Genomic DNA, 25,915 nt, shown 5'->3' with positions numbered 1-25,915 from the left:
TGCCAAGTCATACTTTGGCTCTGGCTTTTAACTCACCTGCTTATGCGGTTAAATTTTATGAGCATTTTGCCAAACTTTCTCCGTTCTTTGGTAATAACAATCCTTCTGAGCTTTATGGCTCCAGTGGCACTAGTTATTGGTTTACTGGCAGTTTTTGGTATAATAGGATACATTCCAGGCTTGACAGGGTTTGGTCTTACTGCCACAACTGAGCTATTGAAATTTCTGACTATTTTTGGTAATGGATCCCCAATTCAGGGAGTATTAGTGATTGCTTTTACCTGTAGCCTAGTTGGAGCATTATTTGACCTCTACGCCTGCGCCCGCTACCAAAATCTGAATGATAACTAAGTAGAATAGTAATCAAATTCGTAAAAATTCCCCTGAGGTATTGGGGATATGGTTGAAATTGAAATTATCTATTATTTATATCTGTTCTGTACGGAAATTATCCTAATGGTTTAGGAAGGGGAGCGAACTCAAAGACCTTTTCGGAATTGGTAGATTAGACCTCTTGCAAAAGTATTTTTCTGATAGTGTTTGCGTCAATTATTCTCCACTGTTCCCTGTTCCCTGTTCCCTGTTCCCGACAACTGCCGCGAAGTCTATTGATAACAGTTAGCCGATAAATTGCGGGTTTTATCAGCAGATTGTTCTGGATAACGATTAGGTAACGCCAAAATCGTGTAACTAAAATTGCTCAGGGGGTGACAAGCTAATTGAAAATCTTACAGGGGTTAGGTTTTAGGGGTTAGGTGAAGCGTGAAGATTCTCAAGCGGGATGGATTGATTAAAACTATCATTGACTCAGTATGCGTGAAAATCGCTTCAATTGCTGGGAAATACAAATGACTCCGATGCGCTCATTTTAGCCAACACCTAAAACCTAAAACCCAACACCTATGTAGGTTTGAGCTTTGTTGTCACCCCGTGAGGCTGAAGGCTTAGCCTTAATGACGGTCCAGACTACTCTTGGATGCCAAACTCGCCACCACTTTAACTCCAAATTCCTCTTCAAATACCGATTTTTTATAATCCAAATTCCACAGTTCCAAAGCACAATCATCATTTCTAAAAGCTGGAACTAGATATAGATAAAATGCTTTATCATCGGAGTGATAATCAGACTTAACATGCCGAATTGCACCAATATGTCTACGGTCTAAAGCAACAGCTAATCGTAACAAAGCACTAAGCTGAATCACCAACAGCCGATGCTCTTGATTGGCCAGATTGTTGTAATTCTCATGTTTTTTCTTGGGAGGACTCTTGCGATGGTAACGAGCCAGATTAGCAATGATTTCAATTTCTGGCTCCAGAAAGCCCAACAGTTCAGCATTGCGAATTAAGTAATAAGAATGCTTGTGGTGGGCCGAATGACTCACATACACGCCACAGTTGTGTAAAATTGCTGCTGCCCAAAGTAATTCCCGTGCCTGTGTTCCCCAATTGTGCAGTTTTCCTTGGGTTTGGTCAAATAAGCTCAGGGCAAAGTCAGCCACCCGCTTACTATAGTCCAGGTTGACCTGATATTTCCCGGCCACTGCGATCACACTCCTTTCCCTGACCTCATCTTGGTAGCGTAGCCGGTCTTCAATCAATCCATGGGTGAGCATCCAGTCAACGATTAAACCTTCCCGCAGTGATCGTCCACAAATTATGATCGACTCCATTCCCAGAAGCTTCATAGCTTCTAATAAAATGATTGCCCCAGCAACAATAATTTCTGAACGCCTCTCGGACATCTCTGGCAGGGTTGAGCGTTCAGCCAAACTCATAGCAGCTAAGCGCTTGAGCATTTTTTCCAAATCTTGACGAGTCAGCTCATAACCCGTTAGGGGATTAGGTAACATACCCAGATGCTCATAGGCGTGCATCTTGGCTAGGGTCTCAATAGTGCCAGATGTCCCCACTAAACGAGGCTGTTCACTCAGTTTCAGGTTAGCCTGAATGTCCTCAACAGCTCGCTCTAACATTCCCCTGACATAAGCTTGCAAATAGAGAAACTCACTTTGGCTGATCGGGTCTGTAGTGACAAACTCCTTTGTAAGACGAACAGCTCCTATCTTTGTGCTACTTAGGGAACGGGGGTTATGACGATCCGCGAGGATCAATTCCGTTGAACCACCACCAATATCAATAATAATATGGGGCTGGTTGTTGAATTCCATAGCTGACAACACACCTAGGTAGATGCGTCGTGCTTCCTCCTGACCAGAAATGAGGTTTACCAATAAACCCAATTCTGTATATACCTGATGTAAAAAAGCCTGGCCATTTGGAGCTTCCCGCACAGCACTGGTTGCTACAGCAACGATGTTTTCAGCATTGAGGCTGGCTGCCATTTCCTTGCAGCGTTGTAGAGTTGCGATCGCTCTATTCATGGCTTCGGGGGTCAACTCACCGGTCCGGGGGTTGCAATTTCCTAACCTGACCGTGTCCTTTTCTTTAGCAATAATCGTGAATGCCGGGAGTTTGGGGTCAATTCGCACCACCACCATGTGAATGGAATTGGTACCAATATCAATGGCAGCAATAATGCGCTCTTGCTCTTTGTCAGGAGTGGAAACATGTAGGAAAATGTCTTGGGTCAGTGAGTTAACCATAGTGATATAATATCCTGCTTACAGATATCAGCCCGAAACCTATGAATAACGATATCTTTAAGGAGACTAACAAAAAATAGGCACTATCTCCTATAGTGAAATTCCTCTGATTCGAGGGAACAATGCGGAAAATTACCTACAAACAAAATTACCAACAAACAAGTAACCATTCCTGCTATGCTTACCCAGCCAAACCCCAATCCCATACCCACCTGGCTAGCCATTATGCGACTGTTGCGATGGGATAAGCCAACTGGACGATTGATTTTAATGGTGCCAGCACTGTGGGCAGTTTTTTTAGCAGCCCAAGGGAAACCACCCATTCCCCTGGTTGCTGTGATTGTTCTTGGAACTTTAGCCACCAGTGCTGCTGGCTGTGTAATTAATGACGTTTGGGATCACAATATTGATTCCCAAGTGGCGCGAACTCGCTCACGCCCTTTGGCATCCAAAGCCCTATCGGTGAAAGTTGGCGTAGTAGTTGCCTTAGTTGCTATGGTCTGCGCTGGGGTGATTGCTCTGTATCTTAATGCTTTCACCTTCTGGCTTTGCGTGGCCGCTGTACCAGTAATTGTGTTTTACCCATCTGCCAAGCGAGTGTTTGCTTTACCGCAACTGGTTATGGCCATTGCTTGGGGTTTTGCTGTACTGATTAGTTGGAGTGCCATTACTACAACTCTAGAACCAGCTACCTGGTTACTCTGGGGAGCAACGGTACTGTGGGCATTGGGATTTGACACAGTCTATGCCATGCCAGACCGGGAGGATGACCAGAGGATTGGCGTGCGCTCTAGTGCCTTGTTTTTCGGTAAGTATGCTGCTGATGCCGTAGGTGTATTCTTTGCTGGTACTGCTATCTTGCTTGCTGGCCTGGGAGTTGTGATGGATCTCCAACTGGCCTTTTGGTTAGCCCTAGTGATAGCGACAGTAGTCTGGATTTGGCACTATACTAGACTACGAAAGCCCAATCATCCCACATCTGTCTATGGAGAGATTTTTCGCCAAAATGTCTGGATTGGCTTTGTGCTACTGGCCGGGATGATTATTGGTAGTAATTAGGGACTTGCATCTAAAAAAAATACCAATTAAAGTAGGGTGTGCGAAGTAATCTCAAAAAAGTTGCTAGTTATTCTTAGAAAGAGTAGCTCTTGATACCAATAATGGAAAGTTGAGTATCTAGAGATACTAGTATTTGGTGTGTGGCAGGGATTTTGAGGTATTTTTTGATAATTACCCACTGATAACTAGCAACTTAGCTAATCTAATCTAGAATACTCAACAAAACGCAATTTTTTTGCCTAGTCTACAAGCTAAAAACTGGTATTGTGTTTCTTGGCTAGTGGGTGCATCTCATATTTGAAAATATTGCCTAGGGTGCGTTAGGGGGGCCTTCATGTTTCGCCTCAAGCGCCAGAGTTGGAACAGCCCGCCCCGTAACGCACCACTGCTGGGTTAAACAACAAAAATGAGATGCATCCTGGCTAGTCTCTTAGTATTTTAAAAATTGCTAACAGTTAATTGTTAATTAAAAACAGTTAATTGTTAATTTTTACTGCTATGTTTTTCCTTTTGTCTGCAAGCTTTTTACCTAATGTTTCTTTCAGAGAAAAGATGGGAAACCTAATAGTGTGCAATTGTTAAAATAGTCCGAATGGGCTAATTTTTGTAGAGGTTAAAAAGCATGAACATCAAACGATACCAGCTACCAATTATCAGTGCCTGTTTGTTTGCTCTCGTCAGCCCAACAGTGGGTTATTCCCAAGAAACTGAGACTATCCTCCAAAAACCTGAAACTATTTCTGAAGACGCTGAGACTATTCCTCAAAAACCCTTGACTATCCCTGAAGAAGCTGAGACTATCCTCGAAAACTCTGAGATTGGCTATACACCTGAGTTTGTAAATTTTTACATGGGGCAATGTGTTGGGACTAAGGGCTCAGAGGCTCAGGCTTTTTGTCAGTGTACCATTGATAAAATTCAAGAAAAATACCCCTATGAAGAGTTTCTAAGTATTGGTCTAGAAATTACTGGCGGTGCGGAACCTCCTGAAGATTTCAATAAACTGATTAAGTCCTGTGAAGCTGATAACTAGTGATTAGACATCATAGGTGAGAATTAGCGATTAGTCGTTGCCATGTTTGAACTAAACGTTAATTTAACCCAGATGTCTATGAGTTATTAGTTATTACTCACAATAAAATGGGCAATTTTTGATTGTTAATTGCCATTATTATCATGTCAGCCCCCCGAGCCACCTCGGGGGGCTAATAATAGCATTTCATCCAAGCATCAATGCTTTAGACTTTATTACTAAAAGCTGCAGTTACCAACGGCTGCGGCTAACACCGTCATTGGGCTTGTGAATGATGAAGCTGAGAACTTGGCACTGCTTAACATTATCAAAACCCACAACCCGGATATAGCAGTCGCGGTATTCAGAGCGACACTCATCCACTTCCGCTAGCACATCTTTAGGTGAGGTAGCCTTGAACAAAGGCAGTTTCCATAATGTCCAGTAGTAAGTCTCTGGTTCAGAGGTTTCGTTGAACTCGATCGCGGGAATGTAACCTTCCGCTAAGATGTACTCCACTTGCCGCATAATCTGAGCGTCACTCAAGGGGGGTAAGTAGGAAAGGGTTTCGTAACGACGCTCTTTTGGTAATGTTTTCATAGATTTTGATGCTCTGTTTGATTCTCTGTTGAAGTATAGGTATGAAATTTGGGGGATAGCAGGTAACGTCTTCGGTTGAACCAATTAGGTGTCCGAATCAGTTTTCTGCTCAGAATTAGTTGGGTTATCTGGAAGAGTGAATTGCGTGATGCGTTCAAGATGCTGACGCCGATGTTCTATATTCGACTGCTGGATAGTAGTGCAAACCATTTCAGGTAAGAACTCGGCCACTTCGTCTGCGATATGTTGCCGCACAGTCATAATCCGTAAGGCTAATTCAGGTTTAGCCCGCAGTAATTCCTCAAGATAAGCGTCTCCATCTTGGATACTTTGTTGTGAGGAAAAAGACTGTAGCCAAAGCGCTCGGGGAGGGTCGGTTTCTCTTAACTGGTTTATCACTGTCCGCAGTGCTTGATAGGTCATATAGCTAGCCAGCACCTTGGCTGTATCTTTCGCAACTCGTTTTAAATCCATGCTTTAACCCAGTCTTTTAGAAAAAGTTATGAAGTCTAAAGTATGACTTTTCATACTTCAAACTTCACACCTCAAACTGCATCAGACGGTATCCATTGCCTCGAACTCGAACTTGATTTCCTTCCACAGTTCGCAAGCAACTGCCAACTCAGGACTCCACTTAGCAGCTTCCCGGATAATGTCACCACCTTCACGCATCAGGTTACGACCTTCGTTACGAGCTTGGATACAAGCTTCTAGAGCTACCCGGTTTGCTGTAGCACCAGGAGCATTACCCCATGGGTGACCTAGAGTACCACCACCGAATTGTAGGCAGGAATCATCACCAAAGATTTCTACTAGCGCAGGCATGTGCCAAACGTGAATACCACCAGAAGCCACTGGCATTACACCAGGCATGGAAGCCCAGTCTTGAGTGAAGTAAATACCCCGTTCGCGGTCTTGCTCAATGTGGTCTTCCCGCATCAGGTCAACGAAGCCCATGGTGATACCTTTTTCACCTTCAAGCTTACCGACTACAGTACCGGAGTGGAGGTGGTCACCACCGGACATGCGTAAGCACTTAGCCAAGACCCGGAAGTGCATACCGTGGTGTTTCTGACGGTCAATCACAGCGTGCATAGCGCGGTGGATGTGCAGCAGAACCCCATTATCACGGCACCAACGAGCCAGAGTGGTGTTGGCGGTAAAGCCACCAGTGAGGTAGTCGTGCATGATGATGGGCATGTCCAGGGACTTAGCAAACTCAGCCCGCTTCATCATCTCCTCGCAGGTGGGAGCAGTGACGTTGAGGTAGTGACCTTTGATTTCCCCAGTTTCAGCTTGGGATTTGTGGATTGCTTCTGCTACGAACAGGAAGCGATCGCGCCAGCGCATGAAGGGCTGGGAGTTAATATTTTCGTCGTCTTTGGTGAAGTCCAGACCACCGCGCAAGCACTCATATACTGCACGACCGTAGTTCTTAGCGGATAGACCTAGCTTGGGCTTAATGGTACAACCGAGCAAAGGACGACCATACTTATTCAGCTTGTCCCGCTCTACAACAATTCCGTGGGGAGGTCCTTGGAAGGTCTTGAGGTAAGCAATGGGAATCCGCAAGTCTTCTAAGCGCAGTGCTCGCAGAGCTTTGAAACCAAACACGTTACCCACGATGGAGGTCAGCATGTTGGTGACTGAGCCTTCTTCAAACAGATCCAGTGGGTAGGCAATAAAGCAGATGAACTGGTTGTCTTCCCCACGTACTGGTTCGATGTCGTAGCAACGACCTTTGTAACGGTCTAGGTCAGTCAGCAAGTCAGTCCAAACTGTTGTCCAGGTACCCGTAGAAGACTCAGCTGCAACCGCTGCACCGGCTTCTTCCGGAGGTACACCAGGCTGCGGTGTTACGCGAAACGCTGCCAAAATATCCGTATCTTTTGGAGTATAATCTGGCGTATAATAAGTTAATTTATAGTCTTTTACACCGGCATCGTAGCCAGCTTTTGTCTGAGTACTGGTTGATGAGTAAGACATGCGTTGCTTCCTTAGGAACTACTGAATGTTGCTATCGCTAGAAGAGATTTTCTTTTCTTAGTGTTGTGTGTTGCTCCTAGCTAAGAGAAGAAACAACCCATCTAGGCTTGTTTTCTAAGCCTGAAGAAGGGCACAACACTGATTCCACAATCACCTGTTTGTGGCTAATGTTGGGGATTACCTGTAGCTTTACTTACTAACCCAACCGCTCCGCTGATTGGTAAACGGTTGCTAGTCAGTCAAGTCGCTAAGGTAATTCAGAATTTCTTAATCATTTTGAAATATAGCAGGTAATGGGAACACTTAAACCTCAAATATTCTTTAGGAATGTATCAGCTCCTCTTATAAGGTGACGAAATGTAAATATTTATCACAGTCTTGTCACAAAACCGAGCAAATTGACTTATTATTAAGGGCTTGACTAGGTTTGGCAGCGGGGCTTGTGACAGTAATTCCTGATCAACAAAAGACTTAATCAAGATGCTGAAAATAATGGCATGCTTAACTAACCGTATCGCTCTGGTAGTCAGTGCTACACTGCTGGGGCAAATCTTACCTGTCTCAATCCCAGACAGTGAGCCAAACAAGCATTTCTCAACAGCTTACGCTCAGACACAGTTATCCACTAACTCGGTAAATCAAGAGGTATCCCCCCCCACCTCCGGGGGAAACCCTCCGCCGCCAACTAGACCTTTACCTGATCAACGCCTCAGGCAAGAAACCCAGCCCCTGCCAGCAGATTTTCGGGTGTCTGCGTTGCAACCGGATTTTACTGGTGAGCTTTGGGTGGGCTCTTGGCTAGGATTAACTAGAATTGACCCCAATAGTGGAAAAATCCGCACTCGTCTAAGTCTCCCCAATTACACTGTTGGTGCTATAACTCAAGACCGGGTAGGGCGGATTTGGGTAGGAACCTATGAAGGACTATTGCGTATAGACCCCCGTAATAATGAAATTAATGCCCAAAACTATACCTTACCTTCTAATAATGTGTTGTCCTTGTTGATTGACACTCGTGGCTATCTTTGGGTAGGAAGCGATCGCGGTCTGGCTCTGATTAGCCCTGACCAGGGATTGTTGATGACAACGTTACAAAAATTACCCGGTGTCAGTGCCAATGCTCTGACTCTAGATGAAGAGGGTCAGCTGTGGGTGGGCACTCTAGAAGGGCTAGTGCGAGTGGATACTGCTAGTGCTTTTGTGATTGCTCGCATCAAGGATTTACCAGGAAACACCGTGCAAACCTTGACCCGAGGACCGGAGGGAATGCTATGGGCTGGCACTCCTAATAGTTTACTGGTGATTAACCCAGACACTTACGAAGTGTTCAGGTCTGTAACTCCCCTAAGAGGACGTAATGTCACTGCTGTGCAGTTTGATTTAGATGGTAATGTTTGGGTTGGTACGGATAATGGCTTATTTAAAATTAAACGAGACAGTGGAGAAGTGTTGGCTAAACTAGGCGAGCTACCCTCTAGTCGTATTTTGGCATTAGCTCCTAATACTGGTAACAAGTTGTGGATCGGAACTTCCGAAGGACTAGCTTGGGTGAGCATGACTACAGGCCGCATCGAACCTCATTTGGGCTTTGTTAGAGAGATTCCACCTAGCTTTTAGCTCCCAAACTATTGGCTCTAAGTGAGTGCGATCGCGTAGCGTGACCTACGGTCAATCGCACCTCAAGCAGCGTCGGGCTTTGCCTAAAGCGTGACCATTCGCGTAACGTGACCTTTTGGCCAAGGTCAATCGCAAAAATTGAGACTCCCATCAGCAGCTTTGATTAAGGTCTATTCAGCTGAGAGTGCATCACAGTTAATGTTTCTGCTAGTTGGCTAAGGCGATCTTCGAGGTATTTTTTCCGAATCAATAGTTGTCGCAATTTTTGATAACGAGCGATTGCCATGCTCACACTGGGAACCTGATCCGCTGGACAAGACCTTGACCAAGATTGACCCTGCTCATCCAAGCCACAAAGACGGTAACCAGTACGAGGAGATTGATACGTAACATTAGTATTCGATACCTCAACCCCTTCATCCACATAGTCCATCATCCGGTCACCATTGGCTAGTCTTACGGTCCCCATAGCATCTTGGGGTTGACTCGCTTGAGACTCTAACCAGCCATCAACAATTGGTCCTTCTAGGTATAGGTCTTGAATTTGCCGGAGGATTTTGTGCAGTTCCTGCTGCCAACCCAGAACAATTCCCTCAATGTCTTGCAACAGATTCATTGCCAAAGCTGGGTTAGCACCATGGCGATGGTTTCCCAGTTTAGGGTATTTCAATCTAGGCAGAGTCGGTATCTTCTGTTCATCCTGGCGAGTGGGGAACGGTTGTACTGCCATAGAGAAAGAAGGTTCCTTTTTAGTTCTACGACTTACTACATCTGCTTGTTGGTGATTAGTTTGATCAGCCGCAGCTGGAGATGGTTGTGATGAATCAGTGGCACTAGCTTTTGCTAACTGATTTAGTGTTGTCTCGATCCGTCGCAATTTTGATTTCATGAAGATTGATTTGAGGAAATAATATAGTTGATCTCAAGGGGGAAGATGCCAATTATTCTGAACTATAAGCTCTGTTAATGTTGGCGCAAGCGCGAAGATAAGTCCCAATAGCCTTGAATACTACTAAATTTACCAGTACCAAATTGACCAGTAATTTAATTTTAGTCACCGGACCATCCAGGTCTGGCAAAAGCGAGTGGGCAGAAACCCTGGCCACGCAGACTGGGAAATCGGTAATATACGTTGCTACTGCCACAACCAACCCGGATGATCCAGAGTGGCTGGCCCGCATTGAAAAACATCAGCAGCGACGCCCCAGTTCCTGGACAACCCTTTTGGTTCCACTGGACTTGCCAGCAACAATTACCAACTATTCTGACATCAATCACTGCCTGTTAGTAGATTCTCTAGGAACCTGGGTTGCTAATTGCTTAGAACAGGATGATACCGTTTGGCAGCAAACGTTACAAAACTTATGGAATAGTTTGAGCAAAGTTAAAGGTTCTGTAATTTTTGTTGCAGAAGAGGCTGGCTGGGGAGTGGTGCCAGCTTATCCTATGGGTAGGGCGTTTCGCGATCGCCTGGGGAATGTGGTGCGTTATTTGGGGCACTTGGCTAACCCAGTCTACTTAGTCACCGGTGGTCATGTGCTTAATCTCAGTACTCTAGGTCAACCTTTACCAGATAATGGTACTTTTGGCGAATCACCTCAAACCTAATCCAATCCATAGCAAGAGGAGGAACATACCCGCAGTGGAGAAGAACCTTCCTAGCTCAGTCGTTCATTAACAGCTTAAAACTAACTATTAAACAAACCAATGGCATCTGAATCACAAGTCAAACGCTATCTCACCTACTGGTTCCAGTTAGGCAAAAAAGTTGTGATGCGCAATGGTTTTTCAGCTATGCAGCCACAATCACTTACAAATGGCAAGCACTACAGCCAAGAATTTGAAACTATCTGGCAGCTAGTCATTTCACCAGAGACTGGTGATTGTTACCTGGAAGGAACTGATGAAGCAATTGCGGATTTATTAACACCCAAGTGGGATATACTGCCTTGTGCCCGTTGTGATATGCCTTTAGCCATTAAAACCGCTGGGATACCACCAACCTGTTGTCCCTGTTTTGATTTACCCACATGGCCCAATACAGAATTGCCAGCACCACGAGATCCAGTGTGTAGTCAAACCGAACTAAGAGGGATTTGCGATCGCTTAAACAAAATTACTGAGAATGGAAACAAATAAAATACCAGTTTTTAGCTTGTAGAGTCGCCCCAAAAAAAAATTGGTTATTTTGATAATTATTCTATATATTACTCTCGTTTAATTTAAAGTGAAAGATTTCAGTAAAGACGATTAGTTGAATTGCAGCATATGGGGGAGTTTATCTACCCCATATGCTAGTGCTCTAGACAGTCAAGGAGATCACAGAGTTTTCAGATACTCAATCAAAGCTTTCTTATCCTGTTCAGGTAAATCAGTACCATAGAGATGTCCTTGGTTACCGTTAGCTATAAGGCTAGTATCGTATTTGAAACCCTCCTTCTCAGCTTTTTCTCCTTCCGAGACAAAGCCCACTTTTTCGGGATCATAGACATCATATCCCCGGTAAAATACCTTTGTCCGCTTCTCGGGAGTTTCTAGTAAGTTTGTTAGGTTAGGAACCGAACCATTATGGAGATAAGGAGCTCTTAGCCAAAGTCCATCAAGGGCTACTGCTACATAACCATTAGTCTTACGCAGGTAGTCAAAGTCCCATTCATAGCCTTCAGCGTACTCATTATAAGCATCAGCTGCTTCCTGAGTCCACATATCTAAGCGGTTGCGGTCAGTACCAATCTCATCGATAGGAATAACAGTTCCTGTCCGTTCTCCACCAAAAGCATGGCAGGATGCACAGCTATTAGCAAAAATCGCACTACCTTTTGCTGCCAATGTCTGATTAACCTCAAAAGGATATGGGGGAGGAGGTAATTCAGTAATATAATCTTCTACCCGCTTTAAACCTTCGATATTAATCGACTTCCTAGTAGCACCATCACCGATTGCTCCAGTCTGGATGGTTTCCCTCAGTGACGTTTCTAAGCCATCCCAATGATAGGCAAATCCTTCATGCATCTTTTGATTCCAAAGGGGCATCATGTCGGAGTTGTCAACAGAATCATCTAGAGGCTGATCTAAGTATCGAAACTTAACAGGGTTGAACGGAGAGATCCGACCAGGTCCCCAGTCCGGACGGGAATCCATCCACGCATATCCTTCCTCAAGTTCCAGAATTGATTTCCTAGTTTGAGGAATAATTACATAGCGATAAAGTAGTTTATCAAACCAAGAAAGTTCATAGTTATATCCAATTTCTCCAAGAATATAGTCGGCTGTAAATCGTGGATCATTGGCACAAGCTTGCAGAAATCGGAGGTAGCCTTGAGAATCAAACTTATTTGACGGCCCTGCTGCAATAATCGTGGGTTTATCTTTAGGAGTTTTCCGAAATGTAGCCGTATGACAGGCAGCACAAGTTATGCCCTGACGGGGAAAACCAATAGTTTTTTTAGAAAAACCAACAGGTAATTCTTTACCCTCTTCCCAGGTAATTCCCAAAGAGGTATAACCACCAGGTCCTGGTAGTTTGTCAGGAAATATCCGGGGAAGCACCAGCCAAATTAAATACGGTACACCTTCAGCCTTTTCTGTGCCAATGGAACCATACTTGAAGTGTTCTTCTGGCGACTCATAATCGTAATAGGTGGGAGGATTGGGGTCTTCTCGAAATAGGTTGTACCATCCCACATAGGCTACAACTCCAGCCAGCAAGAAAATACTAATCACAATCGTTATTAGTATTTTCCCTAATTTCGTCTTCACCATTTCCATAACGTTATTTTTCTCCCTACTGCTAGATAGTGCTGAGTGCAGTGCTAGGTGATAAGTATCACTATTCCCGAAAAGTTAGGAGAATCCCTTGGCTATTTTTGAAATAAGGGGTTGTCCAGTTTGCAGGGCAAGGAATAATAGAATTCCTTGGATAACTGCGAAGAAAAGGTCAACCAAAGCGATACTCAGAAATCCCAGATCTTGACCAAATAACAAGACAGCGGTTATAAAAAACGTAGCTCCACCACCTCGTGTGACCAATATGGACATCCAAGCTGTTGCTTTATAGCGATAGGGATCCATGGCACCAGGAATGTATAAAATACTAATTTCCAGCAACAGCAATCCTGCAGCACGTACCCAGATAATCGGCACTGGAATTTGCATTTTTAATAACGAAAGCATGACTTCTGGGAAGAACAATAAGGGAATGACAAAAAACACCACATTGATAATGATGCCAAGCCATACCACACGACCAAACCATTTAGCGTAAGCGTTCATTGAACCTCTTGATTAAATCTATTTAAATAAAAATTTTGTTTGTCAAAAATTCTGTATAGTTATAGCACTACGCATTCAGATGTTTAACATTTATAAACTCCGAAACCTAGTCCTAGCTTACTTTTGAATTCTGACTTCTAACTTCTGACTTGCCCGTAGCGCTATATCCCTTATTAAAGGGTCTTCATGTACTCCACTAAGGCATCTTTTGCTTCTGGAGAGAGGTCAGTTCCATACAGGTGACCACTATTGAAATTGCCAGTAATTGTGGTATCAATCTTAAAAAATGTATTGGTATTATCCTCGGCTACATCGGAAACAAAACCAACCTTTTCCTGATCGAAAACATCATCACCGCGATAGAATTCTTTGGGTCGGTTTTCGGGGGTTTCCAACAAATCTCTGAGAGTTGGTACTGAACCATTGTGTAAATAGGGAGCTCGTAGCCAAACTCCATCTAGGGGCACATTGGCATAGCCATTAGTTTTGCGGAAATGTTTGAAACGCCTTGGTGTGCCAACAAAGAGGGTATTTTGGTTAGAAAGCAGTTCATAGGTGTAGGAATCCAGGCGATATCGGTCTGTACCAATTTCTTCAATAGGTGTTACCTTGCCAACCTTTGAACCACCAAAAGCATGGCAGCTGGCGCAGTTGTTTTCATAAATTGGCTTACCCACTGCTGCCAAATTCTGGTTAATTTCATAGGGATAGGGCGGGGCTGGTAATTCCCACAGCCAATCAGCAACCCGTTGAATCCCATCCAAATCTACCGTGGTTGGTGTCACCCCTGCACCCAAAGCAGCGCTCAGGTTCCGCTCATCTACCGAGTCATTATCACCATCCCAGTGCAATTGCAAACCCTCACGAGGCTTCTGATTCCAGATGGAGGGAAAATCTGCACCACCAATCAGTTCATCAGGGTCTAACTGATCCATCGGGAAGCGAAATTGCAGGGATTTATAAGGATTAAATGTATCCACCCGCCCAGGACCGCGATCAGCAGCTGTTTGGTTATTTAAAAAGGCGAGTAGGCTACCCTGAGCGATTAAAGCATCCCGAGTCTGGGGAATAACCAGGTAGCGATAAATCAATTTCTGGATGGGGTTGAACTTTTCCCCTTGGGCTGCAATCTCTGCCAAAATCCGGTTAGCGTTGAATCGTGGATCAAATGCTACTTCGGAGATTAACTTGATGTAGCCCGATAGATCGACCGTATTGGAAGGCATGGTGGTGATTACCCGGGGTGTACTATCCCGGGTATCTCGCACTGTACCAGCATGGCAGACTGCACAATTTAAACCAACACGGTCAACGAACATCCGACGCTTTGAAAAGCCAATGGGTCTGTCTTGTCCTGGTTCATAGATAAAGCCCAATGAAGCATAACCCTCACCGGGTAGCTTATCTGGGAAAATTGCTGGCAGTACTTTCCAGATCCAGTAGGGCATTCCATTCACTGGCTCGCTGCCGATGGAACCATACTTAAAGTGGTCGTTAATATCTGCATATCTAACTGGGGAGTTGGATATCAACGGCCAAGCTATCACTAGGGTGATGACCAGTACAACTCCGATAATAAGAAGCCAAAACCGCTTTAAGCTTTTTAAAGCACCCTTAAGTAGAGTTGGGTTTTCTGATTTACTCATCAATTTCTTACCTGTAATCTATAAAATAGTGCGTTAGTGTTCAGTGCTAAGTATTTAGTAGATCACGAATTACCCTTGTATCGAAAAATTAACGCCATTTGTAGGGGTACACACCCGTGCCCCCTCAACTATAAAAAAGCGTTCGAGGAAAGCGATCGCATTCTCTATGCTATTCTCTATGCTATTCTCTATGCTATTCTCTATGCCATTCTCTATGCCATTCTCTATAAGATGTAAAGAAACATTTCTATTTCTTAGAAGAGGTTTTTATTCTTCATTGTTGACAAAAATAATCAAGAATTACGAGAATGGCGGTGGATCAAATACAGTCATCACCTGTTTAATCATTTTGTCGTGGTCATCATTGTATCGGCGCACATCGTAGCAGCCTAAGGGGTTTTGTAGGGCATTGAGCAAGCACCTGTTGCAGTAGGTGCAGGGTCGGTCTGGCAGGTCTTTTCCTTGCTGAAACTGCTGGACTAGGTCATTATTGGCAACCAGAGGACGGGCGATACTAACTGCATCACAGAATCCTTCACTAATCGCCTCACGGATGTAGGATGCTTGCTGGAAACCTCCCGTGCAGATGACTGGGATATTCACATGCTTTTTGATTTCCCGAGCATCACTGATGCTAATACCTTGGTATTTATCTAGGAGTTCCTGCATGGTATGACTTGATACAAACTCCCGGAAGGAGTCGTCCAAGGCTTTATCCTGTACATCTTTGCCGATAATCGGCTGAGTCGAACCCTTTCTGTAAACTCGGTTCCACAAGAACAAGAAGATGGGAAATAAGAATCGATACCGGAACAGTAAGTAATTGCGGAAGGTATAGATACCGCTTCCGAGCATGATCTCGTACCATCGAAATGCTTCGTCCTGGGGAAACTCACCGGGTGGGTTCAAGGGGTGGGGAAATAAGCTTCCAGTGGATATATGAAGCGCATCTGCTCCAGCTTCCTCCACCCACTTGCAGATTTGGATAGAGTCTTCCAGGGTATTCCCAGGCTTGTCCCAAGGAATCACAGCATCGTTGTATTCCACTGCACTGATTTTTGCCTGGAGGTGAAAATCGTTTCCTACCTCTTTGCGTATTGCCTGGATAATCTCCAGCAAGAAACGAGCTCGATTTTCCAGAGAACCGCCATACTCATCCTTGCGGTCGTTGATGCCTGAACTCAGAAATTGGGTAATCAGATAGCCATTGGCACTGTGCAGTTCTACCCCATCAAGTCCTGCCTCACGAGCTCGTCTGGCACCATCAGCGAACGCCTGAATCATTTCCTTGATTTCCTTGCGTGTCATTGCCTGACACTCCAGCCCATGAAATGACTCAGTTTCACTGGTTGAACTAAGACCCTTATTATGCAAATTCTCCACACCACCAACATCCCGCTGACGACCAGAGTGGCTCAGTTGCATCAAAAACTTACAGTCATATTCATGAACTTTCTCCCCGACCTTGCGCCAGAAAGGAATTCGATCATCCCGGTCAATCGTGGCATAGTTAGGTAAAATTCGTCCTCGGATTTGGACGGGTGTAAAGGAAGAGACGATTGCACCGACGCCGCCTCGGGCAAATTTCTCTTCCCAATTGATCCGTGCCTGGTTACCGGAACCATCATAGTTGTCAAATCGACCAGAGATATTAGAACGAAATATCCGATTCTTTAGGGTCAAGTTTCGGAACTCCAAAGGTTCAAAAATTATATCCTTTTCCATTTGATTTAGTTGAATCTTGGCTTTTGTCGGAATAAAGCAAGCTACAAGCTCAATGCCTAGCATTCCAGATGCTGGCGGAATATTTTTTTAGGAAAACTATTTAATGCTCTTATTGAGAGTAAATAACAATAAGGATGTCATTTGTCTTTTGTCCTTTCTATTTTGTGACGATTATTTGGTCTGATGCCCGATTCTCTGTTATACGCTGTCGCTAAGCTAGGAATAAATTATTGTCAGTGACTATCTCCCTTGACCCCATCCCCTTGCTTTGGGTTGGGGGAGGAGTCATTGAACTATCACAAATTTGTATAAGGGCGTTTTTTAGCCAATGTTGGGTAAGTCCTGACAAAATCTTGCTCCCCAGTTGGATCTTGTTAAGTCTCTCCTCGAAAAACTAGAATTTCCAACACTTTCCATTATGACTTAACGACCATTGATATTTCATGATTATTAAGTTTTTTAACAACAATCCGGTTTTGGAAAAGCTCCCTGTGAGGATAACTATCAAGGCAATAGAGAGATTTTTGGCAACTGAACCACCTACTTCAGCTAGCGCCCCCATTCTCCATCAATTTCTCAAAAGTATGCTATACCTCAACTATGGGGCTTCTGCTTGGTTCATTGGTTTTATTTTTCATTGCCCTAGGATCTGGTGATCTGCTTAAAATGTAATTTAAGTTACAATTACTAGTGGATAACTATAACCTACATAGCATTTCCATTTGAGTTGTGAACATAATCCCTTAGGGAAAGGCAAAAGGTAAGATTCAAAAGGCAAGAGCTAATCAAGGATATAGGGATTTTAGTAAATCTCAAAAACCTATCATCTTTGTTTCCAAATCCTTTGGAAAAGCTATCGAAATAATTCTTCAATATTTCCTGAGTTAATTTTTGTTAAAAGACACCTCAAATGAATCTAAAAAATCAGGTAAAGGATCTTCCCAAAACGGCTCTGATTACTGGTGCATCCAGTGGAATTGGTTATGAATTTACTAAGTTATTTGCTCGCGATGGCTACAAGTTAGTACTAGTTGCCAGAAGTGAGTCAAAACTATCTCAACTGGCCGAGGATTTTAGGGAAAAATTTGGGACATTCGTCAGGGTTATTCCGAAGGATTTGTCAGTTCCAGGAGCTGCACAGGAGATCTTTGACCAGCTGCAAGAGGAAGGTACCAAGGTTGATGCACTAGTCAATAACGCGGGATTCGCTACCTATGGAGCTTTTGCTGAAACAGACCTGGCTACTGAACTAGCCATGATGCAGCTAAACATAGTAGCCCTGACCCATTTGACCAAATTATTTCTGCCAGCTATGGTGCAACAACAGTATGGAAAAATTTTAAATATTGCCTCCACCGCAGCGTTTCAGCCTGGTCCGTTGATGGCAGTCTATTATGCGACGAAAGCCTATGTCCTATCCTTTTCTGAGGCAATTGCCAATGAACTCAAGGGTTCAGGGGTGACGGTAACTACTCTGTGCCCAGGACCAACAGAATCGGGTTTTCAAGCTCGGGCAAACATGGAAGACTCTAAGCTGGTTAGTGGACAAAAGATTATGAATGCTGAAACTGTTGCTAGGATTGGCTATCTTGGTCTGATGAAAAATCGAACTGTTATTGTCCCTGGTCTCAAAAACCAGTTGCTTGCCCTGAGTATAAGATTTATGCCCCGAAATCTAGTAACCCAAGTGGTAAGAAACATGCAAGAAAGGAGCCACTAGTTCTGATTAGGCAGTGGATTGATAAATTCTGGCTTAAGCTGATAGCCTTCATGAAAATAGAAGCAATGGATAAGTTTCAAAGAAAGCCTCAAGTAAGATTTGTCAACGAAACAATGAACAATGAATAATGAAAACCTACCCTTCTACCAATGTAATCGACTTGTTACGGCTTCTGGGTAATCTAGCCAGTGGCTTTATCCGTAACCCCCGTGGTTTCGACCTTGAAAAAGTATTAGGGGGTTGGATTGGTGATGTAATCAAACGCTATGGTAGTAAAAATGTCATTCTAAACTTTCTTCTCAAGAAAGTCTTGCTAGTATCTGGGCGTGACTTATCAGACCGGATTTTACAAGACCCACCAGACAGCCAAGGCTATATCGAAGGCAATCTCAAGAAGGATGGTATGTCTTTTCTTGCCCCCAACGCCCTCACTATCAGCCATGATCAACAGTGGCAACGCCTGAGACCTTATAACGAGGGAGTGCTTGGAACAGGTTGCCAGCACCAGTACCAACAGGCTTTCCTCGAACAGGTACATCGTGCTTTTTCAAAGCCAGTATCCAACATTGAGGATATCCGGAAATGTATGGGTCAGGCAATGCTGGGCATTGTGTTTGGGGAAAATGTTGCTCCTGAGCGGTTGATCAAGGATATACAGGTGTTATTCTCAATGGTTGGAAATCCGATCAAGCGGATTCTATTGGGAAGGTTTGAAACTAAGCGTTTAGAAAAATTCTATGAAACTCTTGAGCAGCTTTGGGAAGGCAGCGAAGCCTCTGAAAAGCCATGCCTGTTGTCTATGGCTCATGGGATAAAGCCCTACACTACCGAAGAGGAACTCCTGCAACAAATCCCCCACTGGATGTTTACTTTTACTGGTTCAGGAACTGACTTGCTGGCGAGAACCCTTACTCTGATTACCTCTAGACCAGAGGTGCTCGAACGGGTGGGACAGGAAATCAAGGAAACGGGTTCCTTGGAGCAAGCCTCAACAATTGCTAAGCTCAGCTATTTAGAAGCTTGTTTGTTGGAAACTGGTCGTTTGTTCCCTCCAGTGACCAGAACCTTTCACATCACAACAGCTGGGGACACTTATAATAACACCCGTATTCCCCCAGACATGGAAATTCTACACTTTTTCCCAATCATGCAACGGGAACGTTCTTTAGACCCATCCACGGATTCGTTTGTACCTCAACGGTGGCTAGATCCGAGGGAGCAGGACAATTCGACTTACTCCAATTTGTTTCTGAGAGGATCTCGTACTTGCCCCGGAAGGGATTTGATCCTGTTTGTGTGTAAGAGTGCGATCGCAATTCTCCTAGACCAGCAGCAGCTGACATCCAAAACCAATGTACTCTCCCGAGACCCTCTACCAGCCTACTTCCCAGAAAAGGATATCCAATTTGTTAACCCTTGACGGCTTGTGAAATTAATTGACAGTTGAGTGATCAGCAAAGAGTACCCGAGATGGGTACTGTCAATCCCTGTAAATTGTACAACACTAGATTTATTAGTCAATCCTCTTTAATTTATAAATTAATGAGTTATGATGAACATAAAAAACTAAGAAATAGAAAGAGCTAGACAACGGTGAATTAAGGATTAATTAAGATCATGCTCAGTCCTATTCACCTAAGCTTAGTAGTTAGCAGTAAGCTCTGACCGGAATTGCTGAAACTCCCTAAGCTAAAACACTAAATATCTCGGTAATAAAAACTAAAGGAATTAGCAAAATGGCAAAGAAACCTTGGCATAAGTTTCCTACTCCTCTAGCCCTGTTCAAATTAAATAAATTCCGCGATAATATGCGGGAAGAAAACCTGCACGATACTTCCCAATTACCCACAAAAGGGGAGCCCCCTGAACCGACTCCTAGTCCTGATGGTCGCCATCTTAAAATTCGTACAGCGGATGGTTCATTTAATGACCCCAATGATCCCAAAATGGGGATGGCTGGCACCCGCTTTGGACGCAATGTACCCCTGAAACACGCCTACCCCGACGAAAAGAATTTACTCAATCCCAACCCCCGTACAATCAGTCTGAAGTTATTGACGCGGGATGAATTTGTACCAGCTTCTACCTTAAACCTAACAGCTGCAGCCTGGATTCAATTCCAGACCCACGATTGGTTTTCTCATGGCTATAATGAGTCCCAGGAAAAAATCGAGATTCCTCTGGAACAGGATGACCCCTGGCCCGAAGAGCATCGACCTCTGGAAATCGAAAAAACTCCAAAAGACCCTACTCGTTCTGAAGACGATACCAACAATCCCCCAACCTTTATCAACAGAGAAACTCACTGGTGGGATGCTTCCCAAATCTATGGCAGTTATCAGGAAACTATCGATAAGGTGCGTAGCCATGTCGATGGTAAGATGATCATTGGTGATGACGGTTTGTTACCTGTCAACCCAGAGAATGGAATCGATATTGTGGGCTTTGACGATAACTGGTGGATAGGACTGAGCATGTTGCATATCCTGTTCGTCAAAGAGCACAACACTATCTGTGATCATCTGAAAAAACAATATCCTGACTGGACAGATGATGACCTGTTCGACCACGCTCGACTGATTAATGCTGCCTTGCTGGCTAAAATTCATACTGTGGAATGGACTCCGGGCATCCTGGGACATCCCGCCTTGCAAGTTGCCATGAGAGCTAATTGGTGGGGTCTATTAGGTCAGGAATTCAAAAATCGCTTTGGGCGTCTTGGGGACAGTGAAGCAGTCAGCGGCATTATCGGCTCAGCCACTGACCACCATACTGCTCCGTTCTACCTCACCGAAGAATTCGTTTCTGTGTATCGGATGCATCCCCTCATCCCTGATGAATTCCCGTTTTACTCAGTTAAAGACGGTCAAGAGCTGCTGACGAAAGACTTTTTTGAAGTTTCTGGCAAGCGCTCACGTGCCATTCTAGAACAGGTAGATATAGCTGATTTATTCTACACCTTCGGAATCAGCCACCCAGGTGCTGTCACCCTTTACAATTATCCAAAGAAATTGCAGCAGCTAGTGAGGGACAACGGTGAAGTATTTGACTTAGCTGCTGTAGATATCCTGCGAGATCGGGAGCGAGGGGTTCCCCGCTACAACCAGTTCCGGGAACTAATTGGTCGCGATCGAGTTAAATCCTTCGAGGAAATCACTGAGAAGCCAGAATGGGCGAAAGAATTGCGGGAGGTTTACAACAATGATATCGATAGTGTAGACCTAATGATAGGTATGTTTGCCGAAAATCCTCCCAAGGGATTTGGTTTCAGCGATACCGCCTTTCGGATATTCATTCTGATGGCATCCCGACGACTGAAAAGCGATCGCTTCTTTACCAAGGATTACACTGCCGAAATCTATACTCAATTCGGTCTGGACTGGATTGAAAAGAACACTTTCATTAGTGTTGTGCTCCGACATTACCCCAGCTTGGCTGCTAGTCTTGAGGGTGTTGAAAATGGCTTTGCTCCCTGGAAGCCCATAGTCTAATAATGGCTCAGTTGAACCTTTGGGTTAATTGACAATCTCCGCTCGCTCAGAGACGGGGATTGTTGCTTTTGGTTTGCACCAATGACAGTAGAGATCAAATCTCCCTAGGTGCGCTTGACCCATTAAGAATTATAGCAGTCGCCAGGGCAGGCGCGGACATGACAAAAGTCTCAAACCTAAGTAAGCGCAAGAGTTTGACTTCTGACTTCTGACTTCTGACTTCTGACTTCTGCTATAAATTCGCCACGGGTCGCACCTGAGGAAATTCCGCCCTGACGCTCACACTTGAAACCCGACTCACGCCAAGCCTTCATGTCTACATCCGTGAGCTGGATTAGATCAGAGCATCGGGGTTGAATGACTTGAGACAGCAGCGCCCAAACCAAGCTGCGAGCAATGTCTAGCCCAGTTTTGAGAGGGGATTCTAAATTACCAGGAATACCTTTCTGTTGCACCAACTCTGTGTCTACCCAAATCCCATGAGCTCCCAGAAGAATTTTCCCCATCCACTGAGCCCGTGGTAGATGGGTGCCAGAAGTAATTAACTTAACCCTACGAACACCCCAGCGCCGGAAAATTGGGATACTAAAGAAAAAGTTACCAAAGGTAGAATTGGCACACTTTTCTAACCAAACCTGTTCCGAAGATGCCATCTCCCGCTGAAAAATTAGCCAAATGCAGGGGTCTGGGGATCCATGAGAAATCAGAATTCGCTTGTCTGGGTGCTGTTTGACTAATTCAGCAACATGGATTTCTCGACGAATACTCCCCCCTAGGACAAAGAACGTATCCACAGGTGCTGATGCTGCTGCCTGCAATCTCAGAGTATTAATTAGCAGCCAGCCACACAAAAAAAGTGCTAGGGTTAATAACCCCCAAAGTCTTAGGCGTCTTCGCCATTTTACTGCTCGTGACAAGTTTATCATTCATTAATCGGCCTGAAATATTACCTTTGACTTGGATTTTTGGCTTGAGTGATCCCTATCATTTTCTGAGCTACTGCCTGAGAAACTGGCATCACCGAGAGGCGATTTCCACGTCTAGTAACCCATAGCTCTTGGTCATTAAACTCCTGTTTAAGGGTTGAAAGCTCTAGAAAATGGGGAAAAACCTCGACAAATTGCACTACCACAGTATGCCACCGAGGAGATTCAACACTTGATTTGGGGTCGTAGTAACGGCTAGTTTGGTCAAATTGAGTTGGGTCAACTACTTCACTTTTAACAATTTCCATTAAGCCGACAATTCCCGGGGGTTTAGTATTGGAATGGTAGAAAAAAGCCAAGTCTCCCTCCTTCATTTCACGCAGAAAGTTTCGAGCTTGGTAATTACGAACCCCATCCCAAATTGTTTTCCCTTCTTTTTCCAGATCAGTGATGCTATAGACTTGTGGTTCCGACTTCATCAACCAGTAATTCATTAGTTATAGGCTTTTAAAAGGAGATGTGAAACTAGTATTGATCAAAAAAGCGACTGCATCAAGACAACCCGATGATTTTTTGGTGTTATCCGAAATCAGGATTTGGTTTCCTTATCTATTTGGAAATGCTGATCAAGTCCGGTTAGTTAGTTGGTTTATGCTCAAGTCGCTTTTTGTTATTCGTAATTTTTCCTTCTTCTTATAACTATAATGATCTTGAACTTGCTAAACAAGGCGTAGTCTTCCACTGTTAGTTAATTTTGCTCCCTGATGAAGCTATCCAAATTTCTCTTGCCTGTAGGCTTACTGGCAATTGTCTTACTGGGATGGAGAGTGTTCAGTGCTGCCTCTGCTCCCCTACCAGAAGGGTTTCCACCTCCTACCCCAGCTGGCAAAATCGAAATCAAACACTACCCTGCCTATCGCGCTGCCACAGTACCCTACTCTGGGGAGCTGTCTGAGGCAGCTAATCGTGCTTTTGGCTCCCTGTACCGTCATATTAGCTCTAACGATATTTCCATGACTGCTCCGGTCGAAACTCGTTATCCGATCAGTACCCTGGAAAGTAGTCAGGGAGATTCCCTTGCTCAGCTTGGTGTTGCCTATGTATCATTTCTATACCACCGCCGTAATATCACTCCTGAGCAGATTGAAAAGAATATTCAGGTAGAAGACATACCACCGATGACAGTAGTCAGCCTTGGGATGAAAGGTAGCTATAGTTATATCAGCTACCAACAAAGTATTGAGCAGTTGAAGGAATGGTTAGCCCAACACTCGGAGTATACCGTCGTTGGTAAACCCCGTCGCTTTTTCTATGATTCTCCCTTTGTTCCGGAACCCCTAAAGCGCAGTGAAGTTCAAGTTCCCATTAGAGCGGTAAATGACTAATACCAATTTAATTTATTCCTGCTACCAATAATGATAATTAGAATGATCAGGATTTTTTAAAAATGGAAAGACAAGAATTCTTTGAATCCAAGGGTGCAAAGATTTATGGAACACTTACCCTACCAGAAGGTGTGGAAAAGCCCTCCGCTTGCCTATTCATTGGAGGGTCTTTTCCTCAGACAAGAGAAGGAAATATAGATAATTCAAAAACCGATTGGTTTCCTAAACCATTACCAGAGCGAAACCTGTTCCGGGATGAAGCTAGAATTCTGGAGGAAATCGGGATAGCCACATTTAGATACGATAAGCGAGGATGTGGTCAAAGCGAAGGAAATTTTAATACTACTCGACTATTTGACTTGGTAGATGATGCTCGGATGGCATTGGAATGGATGCGGAGTATTCCTGAGATTGACAGCAGTAGAATCGGAGTTCTTGGTCAAAGTGAAGGGGCTGTAATTGCTTTAATTTTAGCAGCGTCTGACCCAGACATTAATTTTTTTGTTTGGCAAGGTGGCATTTATAACAACCTAGAAGGGATAATCAAATGGCAAGCCGAAGCCTTTGAAAAATTAGATAGTACAACTATCAAAAATTTCAAGAAAAACATGCCATTAATTTATTGGACATACAAACAGTTTGATGAAATTATTGCTAGCGCAAAAAGGGGTGAAGAGTTCTTTCGCATCGGAGATGAAGATTGGTCTTTTAATTCTTACCTACCGGCGGCTCAAGAGCATTTTGACAATCCTCCCTATTTATTTGTGGACAAGGTCAAATGCCCAGTACTAATTTTACACGGTGCCTTGGATCACAATACACCTCCAGAAGAAGCTCAAGAAATGCAGCAAGCACTTATCGATGCTGGAAATAGGAATGTGACAACTCATATTTTTCCTGGATTGGATCACAGCTTCAGAAGATTAGGTGACCCAGATGAAGATTTTGTTACTGCTATGAAACGACCCCTAGATCCAGAAATGCCCCAAGCACTAACTAATTGGCTAAAAGTCTGGCAACAAAAGTGATCAGGTGATCAGATCAGGTCATGGGGAGATCGGGATATCAGCTACAGAACAGGAAAGAATAACAGACTATGATATCCCCTTAATCTAGCTAACAAATCCAGTTTATTTTAGGCTAATTATTGGGAATCGATATATACACCATTCGTCAAGTCTGAAATGTCGGCTCTTAGGCGAAAGCCTTTGGCTAGACAAACCAAGTCCACCTACCTAAGTGGACTCAAGTTTCTTTCTAGCCTAGGGCTACTAAAAATGGTGCAAGATATCAGTTAAAGCGACTTCATAAATTTTGGTAGTTTCCAGTTAGGACACCTCATTGGCTGAAATTTATAGGGTTATTTGATCATAAAAAGTACGGAATAGCAAAAAAAATTACAATTACCAGGTTTTGTCTAAAAATCACTAACTAGTTAAGTGTTACAAGCTCTAGCTATTGAAGTAACCGAAGATTGTAGAATATAAGGAAAACGTACTATTTCAGATTCAGAGGTGAGGTAAAGTTATGCCCCGTGGTGGTTATCGAGAAAATAGTGGTCGCAAGCCGAAGTGGAATCTGGGTCAAACGAAAGCAGTAAGGATTCCGGTAGTGATCGCAGATACAATTCTAGAAGTGGCTAAACGACTGGATGAGGGGGAGAGTATAGAGTCGGTGATTATTCCTAAATCAGAAACGACTAAACTCTCTCAATTGACTGAAGAAATAGGGGCATCACCAAGAGACTCCAAAGACTCATTAATGGGGTCTTAATTCAGAATTCAGAGTTCAGAGTTCAGGAATATTCCAGCTCAATTCGTAATTCTGAATTCTGAACTCTACAGATATTAGACTACAGGAGCATTTTCGC

The 25,915-nt window shown here is 44.0% G+C and carries 25 protein-coding genes; 13 read left to right on the top strand and 12 right to left on the bottom strand.

Annotated elements, in window-relative coordinates:
* The first annotated feature begins 57 nt into the window (after window positions 1–57).
* The gene (locus BJP37_RS25090; protein WP_075902885.1) at window positions 58–351 is read left to right on the top strand and encodes a hypothetical protein; all 294 of its coding nucleotides are present in this window, start codon (window positions 58–60) and stop codon (window positions 349–351) included.
* A gap of 599 nt (window positions 352–950) precedes the next feature.
* Here BJP37_RS25090 and BJP37_RS25085 read toward each other — a convergent pair.
* Window positions 951–2,606 carry a Ppx/GppA phosphatase family protein gene (locus BJP37_RS25085; protein WP_075902883.1) on the bottom strand — a complete coding sequence of 552 codons (1,656 nt, stop codon included), beginning with the start codon at window positions 2,604–2,606 and terminating at the stop codon, window positions 951–953.
* Window positions 2,607–2,783: 177 nt separating this feature from the next.
* On the opposite strand from BJP37_RS25085, the gene BJP37_RS25080 reads away from it, so the two are divergent.
* Both BJP37_RS25080 and BJP37_RS25075 read left to right on the top strand, forming a co-directional pair.
* The gene (locus tag BJP37_RS25080; RefSeq protein WP_075902881.1) at window positions 2,784–3,665 is read left to right on the top strand and encodes a 4-hydroxybenzoate solanesyltransferase; all 882 of its coding nucleotides are present in this window, start codon (window positions 2,784–2,786) and stop codon (window positions 3,663–3,665) included.
* A gap of 622 nt (window positions 3,666–4,287) precedes the next feature.
* Entirely contained in the window at window positions 4,288–4,698 is a 411-nt protein-coding gene (locus BJP37_RS25075) for a hypothetical protein (protein ID WP_075902879.1), read from the top strand.
* 231 nt (window positions 4,699–4,929) lie between these two features.
* On the opposite strand, the gene BJP37_RS25070 is transcribed toward BJP37_RS25075, so the two are convergent.
* The 3 genes from BJP37_RS25070 to BJP37_RS25060 all read right to left on the bottom strand — a co-directional run bounded on the left by BJP37_RS25070 (window position 4,930) and on the right by BJP37_RS25060 (window position 7,263).
* Complete coding sequence (locus BJP37_RS25070; RefSeq protein WP_075902877.1) at window positions 4,930–5,277, bottom strand: ribulose bisphosphate carboxylase small subunit; 348 nt, start codon at window positions 5,275–5,277, stop codon at window positions 4,930–4,932.
* Between the two features lie 84 nt (window positions 5,278–5,361).
* Window positions 5,362–5,751 carry a RuBisCO chaperone RbcX gene (rcbX, locus tag BJP37_RS25065; RefSeq protein WP_075902875.1) on the bottom strand — a complete coding sequence of 130 codons (390 nt, stop codon included), beginning with the start codon at window positions 5,749–5,751 and terminating at the stop codon, window positions 5,362–5,364.
* Window positions 5,752–5,832: 81 nt separating this feature from the next.
* The gene (locus tag BJP37_RS25060; protein WP_075902873.1) at window positions 5,833–7,263 is read right to left on the bottom strand and encodes a form I ribulose bisphosphate carboxylase large subunit; all 1,431 of its coding nucleotides are present in this window, start codon (window positions 7,261–7,263) and stop codon (window positions 5,833–5,835) included.
* A 480-nt stretch (window positions 7,264–7,743) separates the two neighbouring features.
* Here BJP37_RS25060 and BJP37_RS25055 point away from each other — a divergent pair, with 480 nt between their 5' ends.
* Window positions 7,744–8,880: a ligand-binding sensor domain-containing protein gene (locus tag BJP37_RS25055; RefSeq protein WP_081431324.1), complete on the top strand. Its 1,137-nt coding sequence runs from the start codon at window positions 7,744–7,746 to the stop codon at window positions 8,878–8,880.
* Here the strand turns inward: BJP37_RS25055 and BJP37_RS40025 are convergent.
* Window positions 8,870–9,031: a hypothetical protein gene (locus BJP37_RS40025; RefSeq protein ID WP_158069761.1), complete on the bottom strand. Its 162-nt coding sequence runs from the start codon at window positions 9,029–9,031 to the stop codon at window positions 8,870–8,872. The two genes, BJP37_RS25055 and BJP37_RS40025, sit on opposite strands and share 11 nt — an antisense overlap.
* Before the next feature lie 12 nt (window positions 9,032–9,043).
* The gene (locus BJP37_RS25050; RefSeq protein WP_075902869.1) at window positions 9,044–9,769 is read right to left on the bottom strand and encodes a hypothetical protein; all 726 of its coding nucleotides are present in this window, start codon (window positions 9,767–9,769) and stop codon (window positions 9,044–9,046) included.
* Window positions 9,770–9,882: 113 nt separating this feature from the next.
* On the opposite strand from BJP37_RS25050, the gene cobU reads away from it, so the two are divergent.
* Both cobU and BJP37_RS25040 read left to right on the top strand, forming a co-directional pair.
* Window positions 9,883–10,488 (top strand): bifunctional adenosylcobinamide kinase/adenosylcobinamide-phosphate guanylyltransferase, encoded by a 606-nt coding sequence (gene cobU / locus BJP37_RS25045; RefSeq protein ID WP_198954172.1) that lies wholly within the window; start codon window positions 9,883–9,885, stop codon window positions 10,486–10,488.
* 99 nt (window positions 10,489–10,587) lie between these two features.
* A complete protein-coding gene (locus BJP37_RS25040) occupies window positions 10,588–11,019 on the top strand; it encodes a hypothetical protein (protein WP_075902867.1) in 432 nt (143 codons plus the stop codon).
* A gap of 180 nt (window positions 11,020–11,199) precedes the next feature.
* Here BJP37_RS25040 and BJP37_RS25035 read toward each other — a convergent pair whose 3' ends face one another.
* The 3 genes from BJP37_RS25035 to BJP37_RS25025 all read right to left on the bottom strand — a co-directional run bounded on the left by BJP37_RS25035 (window position 11,200) and on the right by BJP37_RS25025 (window position 14,798).
* On the bottom strand, window positions 11,200–12,648 hold the full coding sequence (locus tag BJP37_RS25035; protein ID WP_075902865.1) for a c-type cytochrome: 1,449 nt from the start codon (window positions 12,646–12,648) through the stop codon (window positions 11,200–11,202).
* A 75-nt stretch (window positions 12,649–12,723) separates the two neighbouring features.
* Entirely contained in the window at window positions 12,724–13,152 is a 429-nt protein-coding gene (locus BJP37_RS25030) for a hypothetical protein (RefSeq protein WP_075902863.1), read from the bottom strand.
* A 173-nt stretch (window positions 13,153–13,325) separates the two neighbouring features.
* Window positions 13,326–14,798, bottom strand: coding sequence for a c-type cytochrome (locus BJP37_RS25025; protein WP_075902861.1), 1,473 nt, complete (start codon window positions 14,796–14,798; stop codon window positions 13,326–13,328).
* 36 nt (window positions 14,799–14,834) lie between these two features.
* Here BJP37_RS25025 and BJP37_RS37350 point away from each other — a divergent pair, with 36 nt between their 5' ends.
* Window positions 14,835–15,035: a hypothetical protein gene (locus BJP37_RS37350; RefSeq protein ID WP_143727780.1), complete on the top strand. Its 201-nt coding sequence runs from the start codon at window positions 14,835–14,837 to the stop codon at window positions 15,033–15,035.
* A 63-nt stretch (window positions 15,036–15,098) separates the two neighbouring features.
* On the opposite strand, the gene BJP37_RS25020 is transcribed toward BJP37_RS37350, so the two are convergent.
* Complete coding sequence (locus tag BJP37_RS25020) at window positions 15,099–16,523, bottom strand: NADH:flavin oxidoreductase (RefSeq protein WP_075906443.1); 1,425 nt, start codon at window positions 16,521–16,523, stop codon at window positions 15,099–15,101.
* Between the two features lie 910 nt (window positions 16,524–17,433).
* Here BJP37_RS25020 and BJP37_RS25015 point away from each other — a divergent pair.
* The 3 genes from BJP37_RS25015 (at window position 17,434) to BJP37_RS25005 (ending at window position 21,734) form a co-directional block, all read left to right on the top strand.
* Window positions 17,434–18,243 carry an SDR family NAD(P)-dependent oxidoreductase gene (locus BJP37_RS25015; protein ID WP_075902859.1) on the top strand — a complete coding sequence of 270 codons (810 nt, stop codon included), beginning with the start codon at window positions 17,434–17,436 and terminating at the stop codon, window positions 18,241–18,243.
* A gap of 127 nt (window positions 18,244–18,370) precedes the next feature.
* A complete protein-coding gene (locus BJP37_RS25010) occupies window positions 18,371–19,663 on the top strand; it encodes a cytochrome P450 (protein WP_075902858.1) in 1,293 nt (430 codons plus the stop codon).
* Window positions 19,664–19,979: 316 nt separating this feature from the next.
* Window positions 19,980–21,734 (top strand): peroxidase family protein, encoded by a 1,755-nt coding sequence (locus tag BJP37_RS25005; RefSeq protein ID WP_075902856.1) that lies wholly within the window; start codon window positions 19,980–19,982, stop codon window positions 21,732–21,734.
* Between the two features lie 176 nt (window positions 21,735–21,910).
* On the opposite strand, the gene BJP37_RS25000 is transcribed toward BJP37_RS25005, so the two are convergent.
* Together BJP37_RS25000 and BJP37_RS24995 are read right to left on the bottom strand one after the other, a co-directional pair.
* Window positions 21,911–22,660, bottom strand: coding sequence for a YdcF family protein (locus tag BJP37_RS25000; protein WP_081431323.1), 750 nt, complete (start codon window positions 22,658–22,660; stop codon window positions 21,911–21,913).
* Between the two features lie 20 nt (window positions 22,661–22,680).
* Window positions 22,681–23,154, bottom strand: coding sequence for an EVE domain-containing protein (locus BJP37_RS24995; RefSeq protein WP_075902854.1), 474 nt, complete (start codon window positions 23,152–23,154; stop codon window positions 22,681–22,683).
* 270 nt (window positions 23,155–23,424) lie between these two features.
* Here BJP37_RS24995 and BJP37_RS24985 point away from each other — a divergent pair, with 270 nt between their 5' ends.
* The 3 genes from BJP37_RS24985 to BJP37_RS24975 all read left to right on the top strand — a co-directional run bounded on the left by BJP37_RS24985 (window position 23,425) and on the right by BJP37_RS24975 (window position 25,818).
* Window positions 23,425–24,045 carry a heme-binding protein gene (locus BJP37_RS24985; protein WP_075902850.1) on the top strand — a complete coding sequence of 207 codons (621 nt, stop codon included), beginning with the start codon at window positions 23,425–23,427 and terminating at the stop codon, window positions 24,043–24,045.
* Between the two features lie 62 nt (window positions 24,046–24,107).
* Window positions 24,108–25,073 carry an alpha/beta hydrolase family protein gene (locus tag BJP37_RS24980; RefSeq protein WP_075902848.1) on the top strand — a complete coding sequence of 322 codons (966 nt, stop codon included), beginning with the start codon at window positions 24,108–24,110 and terminating at the stop codon, window positions 25,071–25,073.
* A gap of 499 nt (window positions 25,074–25,572) precedes the next feature.
* The gene (locus BJP37_RS24975) at window positions 25,573–25,818 is read left to right on the top strand and encodes a hypothetical protein (RefSeq protein WP_075902846.1); all 246 of its coding nucleotides are present in this window, start codon (window positions 25,573–25,575) and stop codon (window positions 25,816–25,818) included.
* The last annotated feature ends 97 nt before the right edge of the window (window positions 25,819–25,915 follow it).

Origin of the sequence: Moorena bouillonii PNG, from assembly GCF_001942495.1 — a bacterium.
Taxonomy (GTDB): domain Bacteria; phylum Cyanobacteriota; class Cyanobacteriia; order Cyanobacteriales; family Coleofasciculaceae; genus Moorena; species Moorena bouillonii.
This window is presented reverse-complemented; position numbering and strand designations above follow the sequence as displayed.